The sequence below is a fragment of the Rhodococcus jostii RHA1 genome (assembly GCF_000014565.1).
Classification (GTDB): Bacteria; Actinomycetota; Actinomycetes; order Mycobacteriales; family Mycobacteriaceae; genus Rhodococcus_F; species Rhodococcus_F jostii_A.
Genome location: NC_008268.1, coordinates 3,455,667 through 3,479,238 on the forward strand (window position 1 = coordinate 3,455,667; position 23,572 = coordinate 3,479,238).

The following is a 23,572-nucleotide window of genomic DNA, read 5'->3' on the forward strand; positions in this document are numbered from 1 at the left end:
TCGACACGTAACCCAACGGGAACCTGTGCGGAGGTCAACCAACCAGGGGACGGTAACTCTCGAGCTCGAGAGGCGACCGCACATGTCCCGCTTCCGCCACGGCCGTCACCTCATCGAGGTAGGCCGGGACGGGCCGGATCGGCGGTCGAGGTCGTGCCCGGGTCGCAGAACTGGACCTCCAGACGATCACCGGCCGTGGTCGCCTCCCTACTGACTGCACCGACATTCAAGTTGTACTGCGCAGTCCCGCTGTGCCGTTAATCGAGCCAGGCTCGGCTGCGCGACCATGAGCGAACAGGCAGGCATCACGCTTGCGGCATTCGCCGAGCGCGCTCACATACGAGTCGAATCCAATTCCGGCTCCGCAGAGACGTTCTCGTTGGGCTCCGGTGCCGATGCGAGCTTGCTCGGCCACCAGATCTTCTGCCCGATGTCGACGGTGAGGGCGGGCACCAGGAGTGACCGCACGAGGAGTGCGTCGAGGAGCACGCCGAACGCCACGATGAAGGCGATCTGCGCGAGGAAGATCAGCGGGATGACGGCGAGCGCCGAGAAGGTCGCCGCCAGAACCACTCCCGCCGAGGTGATCACGCCGCCGGTGACGGTCAGGCCGCGGAGCGCTCCCCGGCGCGTGCCGACGCGCCGGGCCTCTTCCCGGACCCGGGTCATGAGGAAGATGTTGTAGTCGATTCCGAGGGCGACGAGGAACACGAACGCGAACAGCGGGACGACGGGATCGGCACCCGGGAACCCGAATACGTGCTCGAAGACCAGGGACGAGATGCCCAGCGTCGCAGCGAAGGACAGGACCACCGTTCCCATCAGCAGTAGCGGCGCGAGTAGCGAACGCAGCAGCAGGCACAGGATCGCGAACACCACGAGGATCACGACGGGGATGATCAGGGTGCGGTCACGCGTCGACGTGGTCTTGGTGTCGAGGTCCGTGGCGGTGGTGCCGCCGACCAGGGCGTCGGCGCCGTCGATCGGGTGAACGGCGTCACGCAGGCGGACGATGGTGTCCTCGGCCGCGAGGGAATCAGCCGGATCGGTCAGGGTGGCTTCGATCGCCACCCGGCCGTCCACCACCAGTGGGTCCTGCATGCCAGGGGTCGACAACACGGTGATGTCGCCGACGCCGTCGACCCGGGCAGCGTCGGCTACCGCATCGCGGGAGTCCTCGTTCGCGATGATCACGGCCGGTGAACCGGAGCCGGCATCGAAGTGATCGCCGAGGATCTGCTGGCCCGCAACGGAATCGACTTCGAGCAGGAACGTCTCGGACTCCGCGACCCCACTCGCCTCGAACTGGGGCATCAGGAGCGCGAAGAGCACCAGCACCAGGCTGGACGCCACCCAGAATCGGCGCGGGTGCGCACCGATACGCGCCGCGAGCGCGGCCCAGAACTTGTGGTCTGCCGCCTCGTCCTTCTCGGCGTGCCGCGCGTCGAAGGCGGGCCTGCTCGGCCAGTACGCCGTCCGGCCGAGGAGCACGAGCACCGCGGGGAGGTACGTCATGGACGCGACAAAGGAGGCCGCGATTCCGATGGCCGCCACCGGCCCGAGTCCGCGGTTGGAGTTGAGATCGGACAGCAGCAGGCAGAGCACGCCGGCGATGACGGTGCCCGCGGAGGCGGCGACGGGTTCGAGCGTCGCCCGCCACGCGGTCCGCATGGCGCGGTACTTGTCCCGCTCGATCCGCAGTTCCTCGCGGTAGCGGGCCACGAGCAGCAGTGCGTAGTCGGTCGCGGCACCGAATACCAGGATGAACAGGATTCCCTGGCTCTGGCCGTTCAGCGCGATCACACCGGCGTCGGCGAGCAGGTACACGAGGAGACTCGATAGTCCCAGCGCGAAGACGGCGGAGGTGATCACCGCGAACGGGAGGATCGGGCTGCGGTAGACGACGATGAGGATGAGGATCACGACGACACCCGCCACCAGGAGCAGCAGTCCGTCGATTCCGGCGAACGCCGCGGACAGATCCGCTACCTGACCGGCCGGCCCGGTGACGAGGACGGTGAGACCGTCCGGTGCGTCGCCGAGCGCGTCGCGGAGTTCTGTGACGCTGTCGCCGACCTCGCCGGCGCTGTCGACGGGCACGAACATCTGCAGTGCCCGGCCGTCTGCGGACGGGATCGGCGGCGACACCTCGTCACCGAATCCCTCCGAACCGGCGAAGGACGCCGCGGTGCCGGCGAGGAACTCGGTGTCGGCCGCGGTGATCCCCGACGTGCGTTCGGCGACGACGATCGCGGGCACGAACTGCGTGTCGGTGAAGTCCTTCTGCAGCGCGGACACCTCGGTGGCCTCGGCGGACGCGGGCAGAAACGACGTGCTGTCGTTCTGCTGGACCGAGGAGAGTTTGCCGGCGAACGGACCACCGAATCCGCCGACGGCCAGCCAGACGATCACGAGCAGGGCTGGCAGAATCCACCGCAGGCGACGAACCGGGCGTGGTCGGGCAGTTGTGGTCACGTGCTCTCCAATGCTGGACGGTTCGACGACCGGATGTCCGGATTGCGATGTTCCCATTTTGTTCAGCCTGCTGAGCAAATTGCAAATGGAGGCGAAGAGATGACGAGCGACGGCATGGACGAGTGGCCAACCGGACGGCTGTTGTCCACGGCTGCGCGGCTGGTCGAGCACTCGTGGGAGGACATCCTCCGGTCACAGAACATGACCCACGCGGGCCTCATCTGCCTGCACACGATCGCCGACCGGCCGGCCTCGCAGCGGGACATCGCGAAGGTCTCGCGGGTGACGGACCAGACGATCAGCCGCACCATCGACCGCCTCGAGCGAGCCGGGTACGTCACCCGGGAAACCGACCCGCTCGACGAGCGGCGCAAGCGGGTCGCGATCACCGAGTCCGGTCGCGCGATCTACCGCCGCCTGCTGGCCCTGGAGAAGGAGGATGCGGCCCTCACCGCCGCCGTCGGCGACGTGGGGCCGCTGCGCGAACAACTCCTCCTCCTCGTCCGGTCGCTGGGACTTCCGACCCGGGACTGATCGTCGTCGTCACACATTCGCAGGCAGGGCGATGACGACCTCCCGCTCGTTCCCCGGCAGATAATGGACCGTCACCACCCGGCCGACCTGAACGTGCCCGACACTGCGCGGCGGCAGGAACTTCTCGACACGGGTGGTGAACGTCGTGCCGTCGGGCCGCGTGACCGCCAGCCCCAGTTCGATCTTCGAACTCCCGTTGCGGATCTCGCCGGGCACACTGAGCGACTGCACCACCGCCTGCGCGGGAACGCCACGAGCCGCGATGTCGAGCTTGCCAGGGGTGGTGAGTCCCTGACGAATCACGGATCGGTTCAACGCGTCCTGCGCCGTCGACGCGTCTCCCGACCGGTCGATCTCGACCTTGTCGGTGCGCCCCGGCAGGTAGCGGACGGGGAGAACGACACCCGGGCGGAAAAGAGCCAACTCGGTGAGCGGCACGATCATCCTGGCGTGCGATTCGAAGGTCTCGCCGTCGGCGCCCTCGACGCCGAGGTCGATCCGCACTTCCGGTTGATCGTTGAGCGTCATGCCGGTCTGGCGCACCGACCGCACCGTCCCGATCCCGACGGCGCCCTGCCGGAACGCGGCACTGTTGCGCCCGGTGAACGCCGCCAGCACGCTGTCGCCGGTGAGGGCGAAACAGACCACGACCACGCTGACCGCGACGATCGGCCAGATCATCTGCGGGCCGACCCACGACAGGGCGTCGATTCCGTGGTTCGACCGTCCCCGATCGCCGAGGCCGTACCACAGGTAGTAGCCGACCGACCCGACGAGAAACACCAGGGCGGCGGCACGCACGATCTTCTTCACGATGAGTCCTCTCCGTGCCTGAACTGGGGGGAAGAACGGGTGGGACGCGCGCGAACTCGACTGCCGCGACTCCGCGCGCGTCCCGGGTGAGCCGGCTCAGCCGCCCACGACGGTCGAGCATGCGAACGTGATGTCGAACTTCGACGAACTCGGCGCGGTCGGGTTGCTCATGTCGGGCGCGCCGACGCCTTCGCCGCTGATCGTGTAGGTGTCGCCGTCCTTCACGACGGTCGCGGAGCCGCCGGGCATTCCCTGCCCGAAGCCGAGGGCGTACGGGAGGCCGTTCGACCCGCCCTTGCTGCCCGCGATTCCGACGGCCTGCACGGTGTCCGCGCCGGTGATGGTCGCGGAGACCGCCAGGTCGCCGTACGTCGAATTGGCGGTGTCTGCCAGCGCCAACGCCAGGGTGTCGCCCTGCTTGGCGCAGGTGGCGTCGAAGTCGGCTTCCAGTGCCTTGCCGTCGACGGCGGCCGAAGACGCGCCTGCCGGGTTCGCGGCGGCCGGGGACTGTTCGGAGCTTCCGCCGCCGGAGTTGCTGTCACCGGTGTCGCTGCAGCCCGAGACGAGCAGGGCGACAGCGGCCGCTGCCACGATGCCGGCGGTGTAGACGCGCTTCTGAGTCCGAACGATCTTGTTCATGATCCGTCCTTCACGTTTTCGTGAGGGGCGCTCGGCGCCCGTGGTCGATTCCTTCGGCTCGCGGAGTGGAGCCGATGTGAGAAAGGTAGGAACGTCTCGCGCCCTACCGATCCCATATTTGTCGACCCGTCGACGGGGCATCCCTGCGGTAGCCTGCTCGAATGCGGACGGCATCGAGGAGCTCAGTGGCTGCTCGGCGACCGCGAGCGATGGTCCTCGACGAGGTGTGGCGCGAGTTGGACGGGGTCGAACCGCTCAGTGGGCCGGACGGCGGACCCCTGAGCCGCACCGTGAAACTGATCCTCGATCCGCTGGTCATCCGCCCGGTACAGAACCCGCTGTGCGCCGGTCCGATCGTCACGGCCGACGGGGCGCAGTTGCTCGCCACCCGGGTGCACGCCTCCGCCGACGCGCTCCGCGCCACCGCCGCCTGGTTCACGCTGCTCAAACGGGTTCGCCGGGCGCTGCGCATCACGGACGGCAACCCCCAGGACCTGTATTTCCAACGCTGTTTCGAACTGGCGACCGGTTCGGGCACCCCCGACCCGCTCCGGAGCGAATCCGTCGCCGAGGACACGTTGCGCGACGTGCACGATGTCGCCGCAGGCCGCACCACTCAGGCGTTGAAGGCCCACGTCACCGACCCGGAACGGGCCCGCGAGCTGAACGCCCTGATCGACGTCGCGTGGGGACGCCGACCGCTGTCGGGCGCGGCCACCGTCGACCACGCCGACGCGATCCACGTGGTTCTCGACGCCTGTCCCGGCGCGCGCCTGGAGCAGGACGGCGACGACGGACGGCAGGCACTCGACAGCCTGCTGGCCGGCCACGCGGGAACCCACCGCGGGATTGCGCTCTGGACAACCGACGCCTCTGCCCACCGGCTCGGGCTGACGGCGCATCCCGTGCCCGCGCCGCCGCGTCTGGGAGCGTCGGCGTCCACCTCGACCCTCGGGCTCCCGTTCGACCGGTCCGTCTGCGAACGCGTCTTCACGGTGCTCCGCGCGTCGACCGACCGTGCGGAGCTGCCACCGATCCACGACCTGGTCACCACCGAGATCGCCCGAAGTTGCTCGCCCTGGGCGCTTCTCGACGAATCCCTGCGGGTTGCGGCGACGACGGGTGTTGCCCTGGCGACCGGTCTCCGTCCGATCGGTACCGCGCCCTCTCCTGCGGGCACGGACACCACCGCCGTCCGGGTGATCAACGGCCGCTGGCAACGGGAGGCGTATGTCCTGCAGGCACGCCGCCTCACGGTGAGCGCCGACGCCGCGTCGCTGCCCGAAGCGAATCCGCTGACGGCCATCGCCGCCGAACTCCTCGAGCCGTGGCGGCCCTACCTCCGCCGCCTGTGGGTCCGCCTCCACGGCCGCGACGTGCGCGAGTTCTCGGTCCACGAACCGGACGAGCTCTGGGACCTCCTCGACGGAGTGGCGCGATCGGTGATCCTCGACCACCGCATGCGGGTCAAGCAGGCGCTCGGTGCAATTCCGCTGACGGATGCGGCGGGTGCTCCCGAATCGAGGGCGAGTTGACCCCCGGCACGGTGCGGATCGAGCGCGCGCCCGACGGGGTATGGGTCATCGCCCCCGACGACGCACCGAGTGTCCTGGACGACGCCGCGGGCATCCACGTGGCAGTGCTGGAAGTGCTGGGTGGGCACCTGTCGTGGAGTGTGCTCGCCGACCACACGGTCCCGGTCGCGGTGCTCGACGACGTCGCGTCGGCGCAGAACTGGGTGTGGGCCGTGTTCGGCGAGGAAGTCGCGCTCGCCGTGGCCGCCGGCTCCGGGCGCGGCGTCACGGTCGAGCCGGCGCGACCGCGGGTGGCCGCCGGTGCGAGGCGACTCGCGTACGCGCACTGGGCGGCGCGGTGGTGGCCGGCCTCGACGATCGACGCCATCCCCCCGCTCGACGAGGGGCTGTTGAACGGCGAGATCGCCACCCTCGTCGAGGAATGCGATCTACTCGTCGACGGAGACGACGCCGTCGTGCCGACGGGCCCGGCGCTCGCCGACCGGCCCCGCCGGGCAGACGACTACGCCCTCGCGGCCGGCGCGGCGGTCGCGACGCTGCCGAGCACGCTCGTCCTGGCGCGCGGTACCACCGGATCCGACTGGCGCCGGTGCCCACCCGGGCTCGTCGACGCGTCCGAGCGTGCGGTGTCGTGGGAGGTGGTGCGCGCCGCCGGGAACACGACCGTGCGAGTGAGCGTGGTTGCGGCACCGGGCCTTTCCGAACCCATGCCGGCGCATGTGCGTCCACACGCGCTGATCGGCGCCGCATCGGGCACCGCTGACGTCGTGCTTCAGCTGTCAGGGGATGTGTGGTCCGGCGAGTCCGCCGCACCACCGGGCTCGGAATCCGGGGTGTCCGTGAACGTGCACCTGCCCGGGTTCGGTGTGACCGGTCAGGCCGACGACGGAGGTCCCGAGGCCCGGGAGCGCGTTCGGGCCCTGGTCCGCCGGCGGCTACGCCGAGCTTCGGAGACGGCGGCGGACGACGGGCCGGACGCGCCCCTGCTCGCCGAGATAGCCGCGGCCGCCTCGGATTCGGACTTCTGACGTGGGAGATCAGATGGGGCGTGACCTCCTCGCGGCCGGCGCGGCAGCGTACTCCCGCGGAGAGGTCGCCGAGGCACTCCGGACGTTCGAGCAGGTCGCCCGCTCGACCACCGGCGATCTTCGGACGAGCGCGATCATCAACGCGGCCAGCATGTCCGACGAGCTGGGCGATCACACGAAGGCCGTCGACCTCTACCGGGAAGCCCTCGCGGAGATGCCGGCCGACGCGATCCGGAAGCGTCCCGCGGCGCTGGTCAACCTGTCGCAGGCCCTGCAGCACATCGGCGACCTCGACGGCGCGCAGGACGCGCTCGAGCAGGCACGGCGACTGCTCGCGGCAGCCGACGATCAGGGCGACCTGCGCGTCGCGTGCCTGCTGTCACTGACCGCGGTCGCGATGCACCGGCAGCAGTGGGCGCACGCGGCCGACATCGCCACCGAGTCCCTCGACGCGGCGGTGCGTTTCGCCCCCGCGCTGGCGGGCCACCCGCTCATGAACCTGGCCGCCATCCACTTCGAGACCGGGCGCTTCGACCTCTCCGACGACTTCGCCGGGCAGGCGCTCGAGGCGTTCGAGACCGCGGGCGACGTCAGCGCGGTCGCCGAAACGCAGCAGAACCTGGCCATCATGCGCGTCCGCTCGGGGCGGCCCGACGAAGCGGAACCGCTGGTGCTGTCGAGCCAGACGTACTTCGAGCGCGCCGGGATCGGCCACCGGGCGGGGATCGGATCGAAGGTGCTCGCCTTTCTCGCCGAGGGCCGGGGCGACACCGAACGCGCGGCGACGCTCTATCGCCGCAGCCTCGACTGCTTCCGGGCTTCCGGAGCAATACTCGACGTCGCGGACGTCGAGACCCGCCTCGCCACCGTCGCCTTCGGTGAAGGGCGACCCGACGAGGGAGAGACACTGCTCGCCGCCGCGTTCGACACGTACCGCGGGCTGGGGCTCGGGCTGCACTGCGCGCAGGTCGACTTCTGGCACGCAGCCCTCCTCGAGTCCACGCTCACAGCGTCCGAAACTCCCGACAGCGCGGTGCCGGCACGCGCCACCGCGCTCGCGGTGCCCGCGGCGATCGCCATCGACGCCGTGCGGTACACACTCCCGAACGGGCGTCAGCGCGAGCAGTGGAACCGCGAGATCGCGGATCCGGCGATGCAATTGGCGTTCCGGCTCGCGTACGCCTCGGGTGACGCGCGCCTGGTGGCCGATCTCGTCGAGGCACAGTGCGCGGGGACGACGGTGGACGTCGGCCGCGCCGGGCACCGCACCCCGGCGCGGCTCCCCCTGCAGTTGCCGGACCTTCCCCCGGCAGGCACGACCGACACCGAGGGGTCGTTCCTGCTCGGCGCCGCACTGGCCGGAGTCGCGGCCGGCGCCGGTCTGCCGGTGCCCCTTCCCCCACGGCTCGCCCTGACGTCGGATGGGCGAATCGCGCTGGACAACTCGATCGCGGTCGCCGAGGAACGCTACCGACGCGCGGTCCGGGACAGCCGGGTAGTGCCTGCATGGTGACCTCTCCCAGGTGTCATCGTCGTCACACCACACGTTCTGCGACCACCTCAGGTGGTGTGGGTGGAATGCGGCACTGACCTGCAACGCTGCCGATTCTGCGACCATTGATAGCCCCACCCAATCTATGGAATAGGTCTCATAGATTGGACCTATTCCAATCTGCTGGATAGCCTCGTCACTGTTGGATTCCCCGTCTCCCCGAATAGAGGTTTCAATGGCCCTGATCAACACGCAGATCAAGCCCTTCGCCGCCAACGCCTTCAAGGACGGCGCGTTCATCACCGTGTCCGCAGACGACATCAAGGACAAGTGGGCGGTCTTCTACTTCTACCCGGCCGACTTCACCTTCGTCTGCCCGACGGAACTCGGCGACCTCGCCGACCACCACGAGGAACTTCAACGACTCGGCGTCGAGGTCTTCTCGGTGTCCACCGACACGCACTTCACGCACAAGGCGTGGCACGGATCGTCCGACACCATCGGCAAGATCAAGTACGCCATGATCGGTGACCCGACCCAGGAGATCAGCAAGAACTTCGAGGTCCTCCGCGAGAACGAGGGACTGGCCGACCGCGGCACCTTCCTCGTCGACCCCGACGGAGTCATCCAGTTCACCGAGGTCACCGCAGAAGGCATCGGGCGCAACGCCGCCGAGCTCGTACGCAAGGTCAAGGCCGCTCAGTACGTCCGGTCGCACCCGGGCGAGGTCTGCCCGGCCAAGTGGGAAGAGGGCGAAGAGACCCTCGCCCCGTCGCTGGATCTCGTCGGCAAGATCTGACGCAGCCAGTCGTACCGCAGGCACGGGCTCAGATTTCCTGAGCCCGTGCGGGCGGTTCCCGGTGCTCAGCTCCCGTGGGGGCAATCGGTGTCGCACCAACACCTTCCGGACCACCTGAACCAGAATTTCCGGTTTCCGATCCCCTTGTCCTCCCGACCGATGGAGTAGATCCTCATGCTCGAAGCCTCGCTTGCCGGCCAACTGAAGTCCCTGCTCGAAAAGCTGACCCTGCCGATCGAGCTCGTGTCCTCACTCGACGACGGACCCAAGTCGGTCGAACTCGCCGAACTGCTCACCCAGATCGCGGCGATGTCGGAGAAGATCACCTACGAACGCCGCGACGACGACACGCGACGCCCGTCGTTCGCGGTCCGCCGCAGCGGCACCGACATCGAGGTCCGCTTCGCGGGCATCCCTCTCGGCCACGAGTTCACCTCGCTCGCACTCGCTTTGCTCCAGGTCGGCGGTCACCCGTCGAAGGAGGCCCCCGAACTGCTCGAGCAGGTCCGCGACCTCGACGGCGACTTCCACTTCGAGACCTACTTCTCGCTGTCCTGCCAGAACTGCCCCGACGTGGTGCAGGCCCTGAATCTGATGTGCGTGCTCAATCCGCGCATCAGCCACGTCGCGATCGACGGCGCCCTGTTCCAGGACGAGGTCGACGGCCGCCAGATCATGGCTGTCCCGACGGTCTTCCTCAACGGCGAACTCTTCGGCTCCGGCCGGATGAGCCTGGAGGAAATCGTCGGCAAGCTCGACGTCGGTGCCGCCGACCGCGCCGCCGCCGCGATCGCGCAGAAGGATCCCTTCGACGTGCTCGTCGTCGGAGGCGGTCCGTCCGGCGCCGCGGCCGCGGTATACGCCGCGCGCAAGGGAATTCGCACCGGCATCGCCGCCGAGCGCTTCGGCGGTCAGGTGCTCGACACCATGGCGATCGAGAACTTCATCTCCGTCCCCTACACCGAGGGACCCCAGTTCGGGTCGGCGCTCGAGAACCACGTCCGTCAGTACGGCGTCGACATCATGAACACGCAGCGGGCCGCGAAGCTCGTGCCTGCCGCCACCGAGAACGGCCTCGTCGAGGTCGAACTGGAAAGTGGTGCTTCTCTTCTCGCGCGCACCGTGATCCTGTCGACGGGTGCGCGGTGGCGTTCGATGAACGTGCCCGGCGAGGACGCGTACCGGAACAAGGGTGTGACCTACTGCCCGCACTGCGACGGACCGCTGTTCAAGGGCAAGCGCGTCGCCGTGATCGGTGGCGGTAACTCCGGCGTCGAGGCCGCAATCGATCTCGCGGGACTCGTCGAGCACGTCACTCTCGTCGAGTTCGATTCGGTACTCCGCGCCGACGAGGTGTTGCAGCGCAAGCTGCGCAGCCTCCCGAACGCCGACATCCTCCTGAGCACGCTCACGACGGAGGTCCTCGGGGACGGCAACAAGGTCACCGGCCTGACCTACCAGGACCGCACGACCGACACCTCGCACACGCTCGACGTCGAGGGTGTCTTCGTCCAGATCGGCCTCCTGCCCAACACCGAGTGGCTGGCCGGATCGGTCGAGTTGTCCGACCGCGGCGAGATCGCGATCGACGACCGCGGCCAGACGTCGGTGCCCGGAGTGTTCGCTGCCGGCGATTGCACCACCGTGCCGTACAAGCAGATCGTGATCGCCGCCGGCGCCGGAGCAACGGCAGCGCTGAGCGCATTCGATCGGCTCATCCGGACGGGCGTACCCGCCGAGGAGTCCACCGCCGCGACGGTCGCGTAGCTCGGCCGAGGTCGACGAGCCGTGCCTGCACGTCAGGCACGGCTTTCGGCTTTCAGATCGACCCGGGTGCCGGTACTCGCGCCACAACCCGGGTGGGTAGGGGATGCTGGGACGGTGCCGACTCACCCGTGTCACCCACCGACCGCGATCGTCCGGATGGCCGACGCCGGCGATCTGTACACGTCGTGGCGGTGGACCCACGACTCGCACGCCGGCGGGGTCGGCGTCGCACCCGCCGCGCAGGTGGACGCCGCCCTCGCCGCGCTGGCCCGGGCTCTGCCCGACCTCACGGATCCGCAGGGGCTGCAGCACGCGCTGACGGCGGGCGGCTTCTCCGCCTACGAGTCGGAGCATGATCTGGCTCAGCTCCTTTCACGCACATTTCTTCCGTTCGGCCTTGCGCAGCAACTGCACGAGCTGCTCACCCGCGGGGTGCGGCCGCACCTCCGGATCCAACCGTCGCCCCGCGTCGCGCAGGTGCCGTGGGAACTGATCGCACCCGACGCCGGGCTGCGTCTCGTCGACATCGCGGACGTCAGCCTGCTGGCTCCGCTCAGCATCGTCCACTCGCCCGGCCGGCCGGTCCGAACCTGGACGCACACCCGGCAACTCCCCGTCGTCGCGGTGCTCGACCCGCGGGTGCCGGGCTACCGTGCGGATTCGGAACTCGGCTCGGTCCTGGGGCGGATGGCCGCGGACAGTCCGCTGTCGCAGCGGGTCGCGACGTACGCCGGCGAGGGCCGGCTGCTCCCCGACGTGGACGGACCGACGGACTGCTTCCGCCGTGAAGACGTGGACCGGGAGTGGCTCGGCGCAGCGTTGCGTGAGGGTGCGGGCCGGCTGATGTATGTCGGTCACGTCACCGCGGCGGCACCCGAATCCGGTCAGAGCGAGCACGCCGAGCTGCACCTCGCCTGCGCCGCGGACTCCGTCGGGTTCGCGGAGCCGACCCGTGCTCACCGGCCGTTGTCCGCGAAGGACCTCCTGCTGGGAACGCACACGCTCACGGCCGAGCCGATCCGCGGCGCGGAGTTGTGGCCGATCCCTAGCAGGGTGGCGCTGATCGCCTGCGAGAGCGGTGGTGACCTGCGGTTCAGCGAGGCACTCGGGTTGGTCTCCGCGATGATCGCCGGCGGGGCGGAACTCGTCACGGCCAGCCGCTGGGCCCTGCCCACGGACCTCGCGTTCCAGCGCATCGCCGGCGCCGCAGCACACGCGCGTCCGCTGCAGGACGCCATCTGCTCGATCGACGCGGCGCACGAACTGCCCGACGCGGTCGGCGCGCTCTGCGACTGGCAACGCGAGCGGGTGGCCGCCTGGCGGGACGAGCGGACGATCGAGCACTCACCGGTGCTGTGGGCGGCGTTCGCGACGGTCTCCACCCACTGATCCGCCTCGGCCGTCCGTTCCCCACATCGTGTCGGCCGGTCGTTGTACCGTCGTTGCTGTCGGTTCCGGCACGAAGAAGGAGCATGTCCCATGACCTCTCGGCTCAACCCCTACATCAGCTTCGACGGCAACGCGCGGCAGGCAATGGAGTTCTACAAGGACGTCTTCGGAGGCACCCTTGCGTTGAACACGTTCGGTGAATACGGTGCGCCGGAAGGCGAAGGCGCCGACAAGATCATGCACGCCATGCTCGAGTCGGACACCGGCTACACGCTCATGGGTGCAGACACCCCGCCCGGGATGGAACACAACCCGGGAACCAACATCGCGGTGAGCCTGAGCGGAGACGACGGCGACGAACTCCGCGGCTACTGGGCCAAGCTCGCCGACGGCGGATCCGTGTCCGTGCCCCTGGAGAAGCAGATGTGGGGAGATGAATTCGGCGCCTGTACTGACAAGTTCGGCATTTCATGGATGGTCAACATCGCCGGCACACCGAGCTGATCGCAGCGCCGGGTAGTCCCGCAGATCGATGTCGGTGGCGAAGGAGTCGGTCAGCTTCATCATCAGGCCGAACAGGAAAGTGGACTTGAACGTCCAGTTGCGCAGCCTGATTCGAGTAGCCGACTTCGGCGCGAGAAACGGTCCGGCGCTGCCCTTGCGGGCGATCTTCGCGTACCCGAGCATCTGTTCGTTGTAGCGTCCGAACGCCACGCGGTGGTCGCCGTCGGCGGCGGCGAGCTCACCCGCCAGGACGTACGCACCCACGAGGGCGAGGCCGGTCCCGAAGCCGCCCAACGTATTTCCGTACGCGGCATCACCGACCAGGGCCACACGGCCGGCGGTGTAGGTATCGGTCTCGACCCTCGCGATCGAGTCGAGGTAGAAGTCGGGCTCGTCGTCCAGGCGCGCGAGTAGCCGGGGCACGCGCCACCCCGCTCCGGCATACGCGGCGGTCAGCATTCGTTTCTGCTGGGTGATGTCGGCGCGGTCGTACTCGATCCGGTCGGAGGCGAGGACGAACAATTCCGGAGCCTTCGGTCCGCCGACCACGGCCATCCGTCCCGGCTCGTTGTACATCAGTCCCGTCCCGCGTTCCCTGTCCGGCGAGGCGTCACTCGCCGAACCGGTGGTCCCGACGACGGCGTAGTAGTACCCGAGGAATCGGACGAACTCGTCCTCCGGCCCGAACCGGTGGCGACGAACGGCCGAGTGGATGCCGTCGGCGCCGAACACCAGGTCGAACCGGCGTGCGTCCGACTTCTCGAACGTGACCTCGACACCCGAGTCCGTGTCGACCAGCGCGGTGACGGAATCGCCGAAGAGGTACTCGCACGACTCGGCGGTGCGCCGGTAGAGGATCTCGGTGAGGTCGCCCCGCGCGATCTCGATGTCGCCGCCGACGAATTCCCCGGGGATGGTCGCCAGGTGCCTGTCGCGTTCGTCGACGATCAGGAGGTCGGTTTTCCCGGTCTCGCGACGGAGCACGTCGTCGAGGATTCCCATCCTCCAACACTTTTCGGTGAACCTCCCCCTTGAAGTCGACGGCCTGGCCGCCGAGCCGAAGGTCGGGCGCCCGCTCGACGACGGTGACGGCGTATCCGCAGCGGCCGAGCCAGAACGCCAATGCAGGTCCGGCGATGCTTGCACCCGAGATCAGGACGGTTCTGTTCGACATGGGAGCCTCCGCGGATTAATTGTGTCTGACGGACACAAATCAGTGTATGGTAGACACTATTCCGGATCAAGAGTCGTCCGGAGGAGCGCAGATGGTCACCCAGCCCCGTACCGCCGAGCTGCTGTGGGGATCGCCGGAGAGACCGAAGCGGGGACCGAAACCCGCGCTGAGCCTCGAGCAGATCGTCGCCACCGCGATCTCGATGGCGGATGCCGAGGGCCTCGCCACACTGTCGATGCAGCGCCTCGCCGAAGACCTCGGGTTCACCAAGATGTCCCTCTACCGCTACACCCCAGGCAAGGCCGAGTTGACCGCCCTCATGCTCGATGCCGCTCTCGGACCCGCGCCCGACCTGTCCGAGATCGACGGCGGCTGGCGCGCTGCGCTCCACGAGTGGGCTCTCCGGATGTGGGCGGGCCTGCGGCGGCATCCGTGGGTGGTGGACGTCGCGGTCGGCCCGCGAGTGATGGGCCCGAACGAACTGGACTGGCTCGAAACCGGCCTCGATGCCCTGCGCGACACGGGACTCACCGGCGGGGAACGCCTGGACGCGGTGGTCCTGATCACCGGTCACGTGCGCAGCCTCGCTCAGCAGACGACGGCGCCCGGCGCCGAAACCGACACACCGGAGAAGTCCCTGAACGCGATCATGACGGACATCCTCGCCGACCACGCCGACCGCTACCCCCAGGTGACGGCCGCGTTCGCGTCGGCCAGTGCCACCCCTGGGCAGGACGACGCGCTGGAATTCGGTCTGGCCCGTATTTTCGACGGGCTCGCCGCCCTCGTCGCGGCCCGCGCCGGATGACACCCATTCCGCTTGCGGCTCGGCGCTCCTAACGTCATGGGTAGACCACATCGAGGAGACATCATGACGATCGACCGAGGACTGGCACTGCTCGAGGCAAAGCCGGGCAAGGGCGAAGAACTCGCCGCGTTCCTGAAGCAGGGGCGCGCCCTGGCGGCGGAAGAACAGGGCACCGTCACCTGGTACGCGTTCAAGGTCAGCGACACGACATACGGCATCTTCGACACGTTCGAGAACGAGGACAGCCGCCAGGCGCACCTGACCGGAGCCATCCCCCAGGCACGGGCAAGGTCGGCCCCGACCTACTCGCCACCGACCCCGACATTCGTCCTGTCGACGTCATCGCCGTCAAATAATCACACCCCCTGTCGAGCACGGTTTACCTCCACCTCCCGTCGGGCACCCGACTACGGACATCGACCGACGAGAGGTTTGGTTCCCAGTGCGAGCAGTCACGTGGCAAGGCAAACGAAAGGTCAGCGTCGACACCGTCGCCGATCCGAAGATCGAACACCCGACCGACGCCATCATCAAGGTCACGACGACGAACATCTGCGGTTCCGATCTGCACCTGTACGAAACTCTCGGCCCGTTCATGGGAGAAGGGGACATCCTCGGCCACGAACCGATGGGGATCGTCGAGGAGGTCGGCACGGCGGCGGGCAACCTGAAGGTCGGCGACCGCGTCGTGATCCCGTTCCAGATCTCGTGCGGCGACTGCTTCATGTGCAACTTGCAGCTGTACACGCAGTGTGAGACGACGCAGGTTCGCGAGCAGGGCATGGGAGCGGCATTGTTCGGTTTCTCCAAGCTCTACGGCGAGGTGCCGGGAGGACAAGCCGAGTACCTGCGTGTTCCGCAGGCCCAGTTCACTCACATCACAGTGCCCGAGGGCCCGCCGGATTCCCGTTTCGTCTATCTGTCCGATGTGCTGCCCACGGCGTGGCAATCCGTCGAGTACGCCGCGATCCCCGAAGGCGGGTCGGTCACCGTGCTCGGCCTCGGACCGATCGGAGACATGGCAGCGCGCGTCGCCCACCACAAGGGCGCACGGGTCATCGCCGTCGACAACGTCCCCGAGCGCCTTGCTCGCGCCAAGGCCCGGGGCATCGAAACCCTGAACCTGGACGAACACGGCGGCGATCTCGCCGACGTCATCCGCGACGCGACCGACGGCCGTGGCACCGACTCGGTGATCGACGCGGTCGGCATGGAGGCGCACGGTTCACCGATCGGCAAACTCGCCCAGCAGATCGTCGGGTATCTTCCCGATGCGGTCGCGGCGCCGCTCATGCAGAAGGCGGGGGTCGACCGTCTCGGCGCGCTGTATTCGGCGATCGACATCGTTCGTCGCGGAGGCACCATCTCCATCATCGGGGTCTACGGCGGCATGGCCGACCCGATTCCCATGCTCACCCTGTTCGACAAGCAGATTCAGCTGCGCATGGGCCAGGCCAACATCAAGAAGTGGGTCGACGACATCATGCCGCTCCTCGGCGACGACGACCCGCTCGGCGTCGACACTTTCGCCACTCACGAACTCCCCCTCGAACAGGCACCCCACGCCTACGAGATCTTCCAGAAGAAGCAGGACGGGGCGGTGAAGATCCAGCTCAAACCCTGAAAAACTCAGGCGCAAGCGGCGGTGGCCGGGATCCCGTGACGGGTATCCCGGCCACCGCCGCCGTTTTGCGCAAACCGGATAGACCTCTCTGCGAGAATCCCGCTGACCAGCATGGATGCCGGGGAAATCCGAGTCACGCCCGGCGCATAGCGGATTGCTCCTTTCGGTGACGGCCCTCACACTTGTAAGCAAGGAAACCTGATATTCAGCGAACAGCTGTCGCAGGTCTTGCGTACGACCCGGCCGCAGCGAGGCGGCCGCCGAACGAGGAGCAGTCAAGAATGACGCGAACCCTTCCCCCAGGCGTTTCCGACGAGCGATTCGACGCGGCGCTCCAGCGCTTCCGCGACGTCGTCGGCGACAAATGGGTCCTGTCGACCGCAGACGAACTCGAAGCGTTCCGCGACCCGTACCCGGTCGGCGCCGCCGAGGCCAACCTGCCGTCGGCCGTCGTCTCACCGGAGTCGACCGAGCAGGTCCAGGACATCGTCCGGATCGCCAACGAGTACGGCATCCCCCTCTCCCCGGTCTCGACCGGAAAGAACAACGGTTACGGCGGCGCCGCCCCGAGGCTGTCGGGTTCGGTGATCGTCAAGACCGGCGAGCGGATGAACCGAATCCTCGAGGTCAACGAGAAGTACGGCTACGCACTGCTCGAACCCGGGGTCACCTACTTCGACCTGTACGAGTACCTCCAGAGCCACGATTCCGGCCTGATGCTCGACTGTCCCGACCTGGGATGGGGCAGCGTGGTGGGAAACACCCTGGACCGCGGCGTCGGGTACACCCCGTACGGCGATCACTTCATGTGGCAGACGGGACTGGAAGTGGTCCTGCCGCAGGGTGAAGTGATGCGCACCGGGATGGGCGCACTGCCCGGCAGCGACGCGTGGCAATTGTTCCCCTACGGGTTCGGCCCCTTCCCGGACGGCATGTTCACCCAGTCGAATCTCGGGATCGTCACCAAGATGGGGATCGCCCTGATGCAGCGGCCGCCCGCGTCGCAGTCGTTCCTGATCACCTTCGACAAGGAGGAGGATCTCGAGCAGATCGTCGACATCATGCTGCCGCTGCGCATCAATATGGCTCCGCTGCAGAATGTTCCGGTGCTGCGCAACATCTTCATGGACGCGGCCGCGGTGTCGAAGCGCACCGAGTGGTTCGACGGCGACGGGCCGATGCCGGCCGAGGCGATCGAGAGGATGAAGAAGGATCTCGATCTCGGGTTCTGGAACTTCTACGGCACCCTGTACGGACCTCCGCCGCTGATCGAGATGTACTACGGGATGATCAAGGAGGCGTTCGGCAAGATTCCCGGTGCCCGCTTCTTCACACACGAGGAACGTGACGACCGCGGTGGACATGTGTTGCAGGACAGGCACAAGATCAACAACGGCATCCCCAGCCTGGACGAACTGCAACTCCTGGACTGGGTGCCCAACGGCGGGCACATCGGATTCTCCCCGGTGTCGGCGCCGGACGGTCGCGAGGCGATGAAGCAGTTCGAGATGGTCCGCAACCGCGCCAACGAATACAACAAGGACTACGCCGCGCAATTCATCATCGGGCTCCGCGAGATGCACCACGTGTGCCTGTTCATCTACGACACGGCGATCCCCGAGGCCCGTGAGGAAATCCTGCAGATGACGAAGGTCCTCGTCCGCGAGGCCGCCGAAGCGGGCTACGGCGAATACCGCACCCACAACGCCCTGATGGACGACGTGATGGCGACGTTCAACTGGGGCGACGGTGCACTGCTGAAGTTCCACGAGAAGATCAAGGACGCCCTCGACCCCAACGGCATCATCGCGCCCGGCAAGTCCGGTATCTGGTCGCAGCGGTTCCGTGGCCAAAACCTCTGACACGCAACGCGCCTCAGTGCGCGGGCGTCTCGGCCAGGGCGATCCGGCAGCGGCCGAGGTATCCGCGGAACGCATCGCGCTGACGAACACTCATGTCGGCGAGCATCTGTTCCTCCAGCCCGCAGATGCTCGTGTCGTATTCGGCGAGAAGGTCCAGAGCGTCCGCGGTGAGGCTGGTGAGCATCCGGCGACGATTGGCGGGGTCGACGCGCCTGGTCACCAGTCCGCGGCGCTCCAGCGCGGAGAGCATCTCGCCCATCGTCTGCGCGGTGACGAAGGAGTTTCGTGCCAGCTCGGCGGACGACAACCCGTCGCGCCGGCGCAGGACGGTCAGCGCCGTGTACTGCAGCGCGGTGATTCCCATCGGCCGCAGCAGGGCATCCATGTGGGATCGGATCGCCAGCTCGACCTGCTTGATCGCGTACAGCAGGGTCGGCGAGGAGTCGTGCGCGTACTCCCCGTCGAGCGGTGTCTCGTCGATCTCGTCCGGAAGGTCCGCCGTCATCGTCCACTTCTCCCCGCGCCTCGAGCTCGAGGCCCACGAACTCGGACCTCAGGTTTCCTGACCATCTTAGGTCGCTCGAGCCGGGTTCGACCGCAACAACGAACACAAGGAACCCTGCCGAATACGGTCGGCAGCTCACACGAAGCGAAGGCAGCGACATGACAGTCACCGACGACACCGCCGTCATCACCCGCCCGCAGATCGGGCCACGCCAGCTGTTCATCGACGGGCAGTGGCGCGAGGCCGGTGCCGGGGAACGATTCGAGATCGTCGACCCCTCCACCGGGAAGCCCGTCACCACCGTCGCCGAGGCAGACGCGGACGATCTCGACTCCGCCGTACGCGCCGCCCGTACCGCGTTCGACGACGGTCGCTGGTCGGGACTGCCGGGCCGCGAACGGGCCCGGATCCTGCTTCGCGTCGCTGCGCTCGTCCGCGAACGGGCCGACGAGATCGTCGCCGTCGAGAGCGTCGACGTCGGCAAACCCGTCTCCCTGTGCCGACCGGTCGACGTGATGACCACCGCCGAGCAGTACGAGTACTGCGCCGCGCTCGCGCAGACCGCGGGCGGCTCGAACCGGGAGACTCCACTCGACGCCCACGCCTACACTCGCCGCGAACCACTCGGCGTCCTCGGCGCCATCACCCCGTTCAACTTCCCGCTGATCCTCAGTACGTCGAAGATCGCACCCGCCCTGGCCGCCGGGAACACCGTGGTCCACAAGCCCGCCGAGGACACTCCGCTGAGCGCCCTGCTGATGGCGGAGATCCTCACCGAGGCAGGGGTTCCCGCGGGCGTGGTCAACGTTGTCACTGGCAAGGGGTCGACCGTGGGCGAGGCCCTGTTGCAGCACAAGGGGATCGACAAGATCGCGTTCACCGGATCGACGGTCGTCGGCCGGCACGCCGCGAGCGTCGCGGGAGAGAACCTCACGCCCGTCACCATGGAACTCGGTGGCAACGCAGCGCACATCGTCTTCGAGGACGCCGACGTGGACAAGGCGATCGGCGCGATCATCAAGGGCTTCGTGTTCAACACCGGACAGTTCTGCATGGGCGGGCCGCGGCTGCTGGTCGCCCGCCCGCACTACGAGACGGTGCTCGGGATCCTCGGGCAGGCCGTTCCCGGTGTGCCGGTTGGTGACCCGTTCGACCCGGCCACCGTCGTCGGACCGATGGCCGGAGACAAGCACGTGCGGAAGGTCGAGGAATACGTGCAGATCGCCCGCTCCGACGGTGGCCGCATCGTCGCCGGCGGCGAACGACTCGACCTGGGCGGCGGCTACTACTACAAGCCGACCGTCATCGCCGACCTGCCCAACACCTCCCGTGTTGTGCAGGACGAAATTTTCGGGCCGGTGCTGACGGTGCAGCCGTTCGACACCGAGGACGAGGCGATCGCGCTCGCCAACAGCACCGAATACGGACTCGCGTCGGGCCTGCAGACGTCGAACGTCGCACGGGCCCACCGCGTCGCGGCCCGGTTGCAGGCCGGCATCGTGTGGGTCAACGACTGGGCGATGCTCGACCCCGCCGTCCCGTTCGGCGGCGTCAAGAACTCCGGATTCGGCCGCGAATACGGCCCGGAGGCCCTCGAGTCGTATTCCAAGGTCAAGTCCGTCGTCATCTCCCTCGCCTAAAGCGCACCCACCTTTCAGGAGCAACCATGCCCACCAGCACCACCGCCGCCGTCGTCGAAACCGGCGGAGCGAAGTTCACCGTGTCCACCGTCGACCTCGACGAACCACGCTCCGACGAGATTCTCGTTCGTCTCGTCGCCGCGGGCCTCTGCCACACCGACCTCGGAGTGGCCTCGGGCGCGTTGCCGTTCCCGCTGCCCGGCGTGCTCGGGCACGAGGGAGCCGGGATCGTCGAGAAGGTCGGCGCCGGCGTGACGACAGTCGACGTCGGTGATCACGTCCTCCTGTCGTTCAGCTCGTGCGGCTCGTGCGGGAACTGCCGCGACGGGCATCCGGCCTACTGCGCAACGTGGTTGCCGCTCAACCTGATCGGGGGCGGGCGTGCCGATGGAACCAGCCCCGTCAGCCGCGGTGGCGAGGCGATTGGTGGGCACTTCTTCGGGCAGTCCTCCTTCGCGCACCATGCCGTCGTCGACGCACGCAGTGCAGTGAAGGTCGACCCGGACGACCCACTGGACATACTGGCGCCGCTGGGGTGCGGTGTGCAGACCGGTGTCGGGGCGGTGTGGAACGTACTGAAACCCCGCCCGGGCCAGACCGTACTCGTCACGGGGGCGGGCGCCGTCGGGTTGTCGGCGGTGATGGCCGCGGCTCTGACTCCGGCGTCGAAGGTAATCGTCGTCGACCGGGTTCCGGCGCGGCTCGATCTCGCCCGCGAACTCGGCGCGACCCAGGTGATCAACGCTGCCGAGGTCGACACCGCTGAGGAACTGGCGAAGATCCTTCCCGACGGCGTCGACGGCGCGGTCGAGACCACCGGCAACGTCGGGGTGCTGCGGACCGCGATCGACGCGCTCGCACCTCGCGGCACCGCCGTCATCGTCGGTGCACCGGCCTTCGGCACCGAGGTGCCGGTCGACGTCAACGCCATGATCCCTGGCCGCACTCTCGTGGGTCTGACGCTGGGCGACAGCGAAACTCAGACTCTCATCCCCGTTCTCGTCGACCTCGTCAAGTCGGGCCGGCTGCCGATCGACCGCCTCATCACCCACTACGGTTTCGACGACATCAACACCGCCGTCGCGGACATGACCAGCGGTGCCTCGATCAAACCGGTCCTCCGGTTCTGATCATCGAGAAGTGATCGCCCGCAGTGCCGCAGAAGGGCTTTCACCGAACATCTCGCGGTACTGCCCCGCGAAGCGACCCAGGTGGTTGAAACCCCACCGGTACGCGATCTCGGCGACGCCTGCCGTCTCGGGATCGGCCGCCAGCAGGTCGCCACGGACCTTCCGCAGGCGGAGGTCCCGCAGATAGCGCATCGGGGTGGTCTGCAACGACGTCTGGAAGCCGTGCTGCAGCCCCCGCAGACTCACCCCGACCGCGCCGGCGATCTCGAGGGCGGTCAACGGCTCGTCCGCGTGCGCCTCGATGTACTGCTTGGCGTGCTCGACCGCCGCCGGGCACGCGGGGGCGACGGTGGCCGCCAACTGCTCGCTGTAGTCGTGCCGCGACGCCAGGAGCAGCGACACGATCACGCTCTGCGTCAGCGGCGCCAGCAGTAGCGGGTGGCGGAAGAGGGCGTCGGTGTCACGCAGTTGCACCGACAGGGCCTGCATCACGGACCACCACTGCTGCCCGTGGCCGGTGGTGATGTCCAACGCGAGATCGAAGGCGATCGGATTGCGGATCGGACGTCCGAGAAGCAGCGCGAGTTGCTCCTCGACGGCGCGGCGTTCGATCTTCATCCCCAGGATCCGTCGGGTCTCCTGCCCCCAGCCCTGGAGCACCGATCCGCGGTCCGCGCGGTACACGGCGGCGCACGACGGGGTCGCGATGATCCGGTCGGCGCCCGAGCTCGTCTTCAACCGGCCGCTCACCGGCACATTGACCTGATACCAGTCCTGGAGTTCGCCGGTCTCGATCTCGACCTCGGTGTCGTAGGACAGCCAGCCCATGGTGACGGGGCCCAACTCGGCGGCATCGAGGTGTATGCCGAAGCTCTGCTGATCGCCGAGAACTTCCACGGAGTGCGGGTAGAACAGTCGCCCACCCACGTGACGCGCCTCTTCGACGTCTCGGCTGACGAGAGAGACAGACGCTGGGCCGCCGACAGAGGTGGACATCCCATAATGAGACCAGAGTCACATCCGGATTGCAAGGTTTCCTTATCTTGATGTCTGTCAAGGACAGTCTTCGAACCGTCCGATTGGGTAGTACCCGGACCGGTGGGTCCAGGGGCATACTTGGCCGGCTCGGGGGTTTCCGCAGACGATACGGAGAAACTGATGTTCGACCGGCTGTACGCCGCTGTCCTCGCCGTTGCCGGCCTCGGCTACGGGGGATACATCCTCCTCGACGAGCTGACCGGCAGCTCGGACACACCCGGCGAGGACGACCATCACCTCCGCCGAGAATCCTCCGAGCAGGTATTCACGGCATAACCGCTGCGTGGGACGGCGGTCAGGGAAACAGTCCCCGCGCCTCGTGCGCCTCCGCTACCTGCCCGACTCCGATGACGTGGGCGGCGCGCCGCAGCGTCAGCGATTTCTCCGCGGCAAGGGCCCACACGCTACGGGAGGCGTTCTGCATGAACACGCAGAGCTTCCGGTCCACCTCGGCACCGGTCCAGGAGAACGCCTGCAGGTTCTGGACCCATTCGAGGTACGACACGACCACCCCGCCGGCGTTCGCCAGGATGTCCGGGACCACGGTGACGCCGTTGCTCTGCAGGATGGCGTCGGCCTCGGGTGACGTCGGCCCGTTGGCGCCTTCGACGATCATGCGGGCGCGGGCGTCGGCGGCATTGTCTGCGGTCAGGACGCCGTCCATCGCGGCGGGAACCAGAACGTCGACGTCGAGGCCGAGTAGTTCCCGGTTGGTGACGGTGTCCGCGTCCGGATACGTCGCGAGGGTTCCGCCCCCCGCGACCCACGCCTCGAGTTTCGGGATGTCGAGCCCGCCCGCCCGGTAGCAGCGGCACC

19 protein-coding genes and 2 pseudogenes are annotated in these 23,572 nt (G+C 68.0%); 14 read left to right on the forward strand and 7 right to left on the reverse strand.

Translation table 11 applies throughout. The features are described 5' to 3' along the window. Positions 1-333 precede the first annotated feature (333 nt). A complete protein-coding gene (locus RHA1_RS15835) occupies positions 334-2,532 on the reverse strand; it encodes an MMPL family transporter (protein WP_081437448.1) in 2,199 nt (732 codons plus the stop codon). Positions 2,533-2,574: 42 nt separating this feature from the next. Between RHA1_RS15835 and RHA1_RS15840 the strand changes: the two genes are divergently transcribed. Next, positions 2,575-3,009 (forward strand): MarR family winged helix-turn-helix transcriptional regulator, encoded by a 435-nt coding sequence (locus RHA1_RS15840; RefSeq protein ID WP_009476221.1) that lies wholly within the window; start codon positions 2,575-2,577, stop codon positions 3,007-3,009. A 9-nt stretch (positions 3,010-3,018) separates the two neighbouring features. On the opposite strand, the gene RHA1_RS15845 is transcribed toward RHA1_RS15840, so the two are convergent. After that, a complete protein-coding gene (locus RHA1_RS15845) occupies positions 3,019-3,822 on the reverse strand; it encodes a hypothetical protein (protein WP_011595925.1) in 804 nt (267 codons plus the stop codon). 96 nt (positions 3,823-3,918) lie between these two features. Next, positions 3,919-4,461: a lipoprotein LpqH gene (locus RHA1_RS15850; RefSeq protein ID WP_009476223.1), complete on the reverse strand. Its 543-nt coding sequence runs from the start codon at positions 4,459-4,461 to the stop codon at positions 3,919-3,921. A 209-nt stretch (positions 4,462-4,670) separates the two neighbouring features. Here RHA1_RS15850 and RHA1_RS15855 point away from each other — a divergent pair, with 209 nt between their 5' ends. From RHA1_RS15855 to RHA1_RS15885, 7 genes are all read left to right on the forward strand, one after another. Then, positions 4,671-5,996 (forward strand): hypothetical protein, encoded by a 1,326-nt coding sequence (locus tag RHA1_RS15855; RefSeq protein ID WP_050787315.1) that lies wholly within the window; start codon positions 4,671-4,673, stop codon positions 5,994-5,996. Continuing rightward, complete coding sequence (locus RHA1_RS15860) at positions 5,993-7,024, forward strand: hypothetical protein (RefSeq protein WP_041811527.1); 1,032 nt, start codon at positions 5,993-5,995, stop codon at positions 7,022-7,024. Before RHA1_RS15855 ends, RHA1_RS15860 begins: the two co-directional genes overlap by 4 nt. A 13-nt stretch (positions 7,025-7,037) precedes the next feature. Further along, entirely contained in the window at positions 7,038-8,537 is a 1,500-nt protein-coding gene (locus RHA1_RS15865; RefSeq protein ID WP_009476226.1) for a tetratricopeptide repeat protein, read from the forward strand. A gap of 214 nt (positions 8,538-8,751) precedes the next feature. Continuing rightward, positions 8,752-9,315 (forward strand): alkyl hydroperoxide reductase subunit C, encoded by a 564-nt coding sequence (gene ahpC, locus RHA1_RS15870; RefSeq protein WP_005250059.1) that lies wholly within the window; start codon positions 8,752-8,754, stop codon positions 9,313-9,315. A gap of 174 nt (positions 9,316-9,489) precedes the next feature. After that, positions 9,490-11,082 (forward strand): alkyl hydroperoxide reductase subunit F, encoded by a 1,593-nt coding sequence (gene ahpF / locus RHA1_RS15875; RefSeq protein ID WP_009476227.1) that lies wholly within the window; start codon positions 9,490-9,492, stop codon positions 11,080-11,082. Between the two features lie 114 nt (positions 11,083-11,196). After that, positions 11,197-12,471, forward strand: a complete 1,275-nt coding sequence (locus RHA1_RS15880) for a CHAT domain-containing protein (RefSeq protein WP_050787316.1) — start codon at positions 11,197-11,199, stop codon at positions 12,469-12,471. A gap of 90 nt (positions 12,472-12,561) precedes the next feature. After that, positions 12,562-12,975, forward strand: a complete 414-nt coding sequence (locus tag RHA1_RS15885) for a VOC family protein (protein WP_009476229.1) — start codon at positions 12,562-12,564, stop codon at positions 12,973-12,975. Here RHA1_RS15885 and RHA1_RS15890 read toward each other — a convergent pair. Continuing rightward, a pseudogene (locus tag RHA1_RS15890) lies at positions 12,940-14,149 on the reverse strand (FAD-dependent monooxygenase). The gene RHA1_RS15885 and the pseudogene RHA1_RS15890 overlap by 36 nt on opposite strands. 91 nt (positions 14,150-14,240) lie before the next feature. On the opposite strand from RHA1_RS15890, the gene RHA1_RS15895 reads away from it, so the two are divergent. The 3 genes from RHA1_RS15895 (at position 14,241) to RHA1_RS15905 (ending at position 18,443) form a co-directional block, all read left to right on the forward strand. Then, positions 14,241-14,957 (forward strand): TetR/AcrR family transcriptional regulator, encoded by a 717-nt coding sequence (locus tag RHA1_RS15895; protein ID WP_011595931.1) that lies wholly within the window; start codon positions 14,241-14,243, stop codon positions 14,955-14,957. Positions 14,958-15,399: 442 nt separating this feature from the next. Beyond that, positions 15,400-16,581 (forward strand): zinc-dependent alcohol dehydrogenase, encoded by a 1,182-nt coding sequence (locus RHA1_RS15900; RefSeq protein WP_011595932.1) that lies wholly within the window; start codon positions 15,400-15,402, stop codon positions 16,579-16,581. A gap of 281 nt (positions 16,582-16,862) precedes the next feature. After that, positions 16,863-18,443 (forward strand): FAD-binding oxidoreductase, encoded by a 1,581-nt coding sequence (locus RHA1_RS15905; protein ID WP_011595933.1) that lies wholly within the window; start codon positions 16,863-16,865, stop codon positions 18,441-18,443. Between the two features lie 13 nt (positions 18,444-18,456). Here the strand turns inward: RHA1_RS15905 and RHA1_RS15910 are convergent, their stop codons facing one another. After that, the gene (locus RHA1_RS15910; RefSeq protein WP_009476236.1) at positions 18,457-18,948 is read right to left on the reverse strand and encodes a MarR family winged helix-turn-helix transcriptional regulator; all 492 of its coding nucleotides are present in this window, start codon (positions 18,946-18,948) and stop codon (positions 18,457-18,459) included. Between the two features lie 158 nt (positions 18,949-19,106). Here RHA1_RS15910 and RHA1_RS15915 point away from each other — a divergent pair, with 158 nt between their 5' ends. Continuing rightward, entirely contained in the window at positions 19,107-20,588 is a 1,482-nt protein-coding gene (locus tag RHA1_RS15915; protein WP_011595934.1) for an aldehyde dehydrogenase family protein, read from the forward strand. 26 nt (positions 20,589-20,614) lie between these two features. After that, positions 20,615-21,718 carry an NAD(P)-dependent alcohol dehydrogenase gene (locus tag RHA1_RS15920; RefSeq protein ID WP_011595935.1) on the forward strand — a complete coding sequence of 368 codons (1,104 nt, stop codon included), beginning with the start codon at positions 20,615-20,617 and terminating at the stop codon, positions 21,716-21,718. On the opposite strand, the gene RHA1_RS15925 is transcribed toward RHA1_RS15920, so the two are convergent. Further along, positions 21,719-22,714 (reverse strand): AraC family transcriptional regulator, encoded by a 996-nt coding sequence (locus tag RHA1_RS15925; protein WP_202800450.1) that lies wholly within the window; start codon positions 22,712-22,714, stop codon positions 21,719-21,721. 162 nt (positions 22,715-22,876) lie between these two features. Here RHA1_RS15925 and RHA1_RS50530 point away from each other — a divergent pair, with 162 nt between their 5' ends. Beyond that, positions 22,877-23,032: a hypothetical protein gene (locus RHA1_RS50530; RefSeq protein WP_167540945.1), complete on the forward strand. Its 156-nt coding sequence runs from the start codon at positions 22,877-22,879 to the stop codon at positions 23,030-23,032. Positions 23,033-23,051: 19 nt separating this feature from the next. Here RHA1_RS50530 and RHA1_RS15935 read toward each other — a convergent pair. Then, positions 23,052-23,549: pseudogene (locus tag RHA1_RS15935) on the reverse strand (Glu/Leu/Phe/Val family dehydrogenase); the annotation flags it as partial. Between the last annotated feature and the right edge of the window lie 23 nt (positions 23,550-23,572).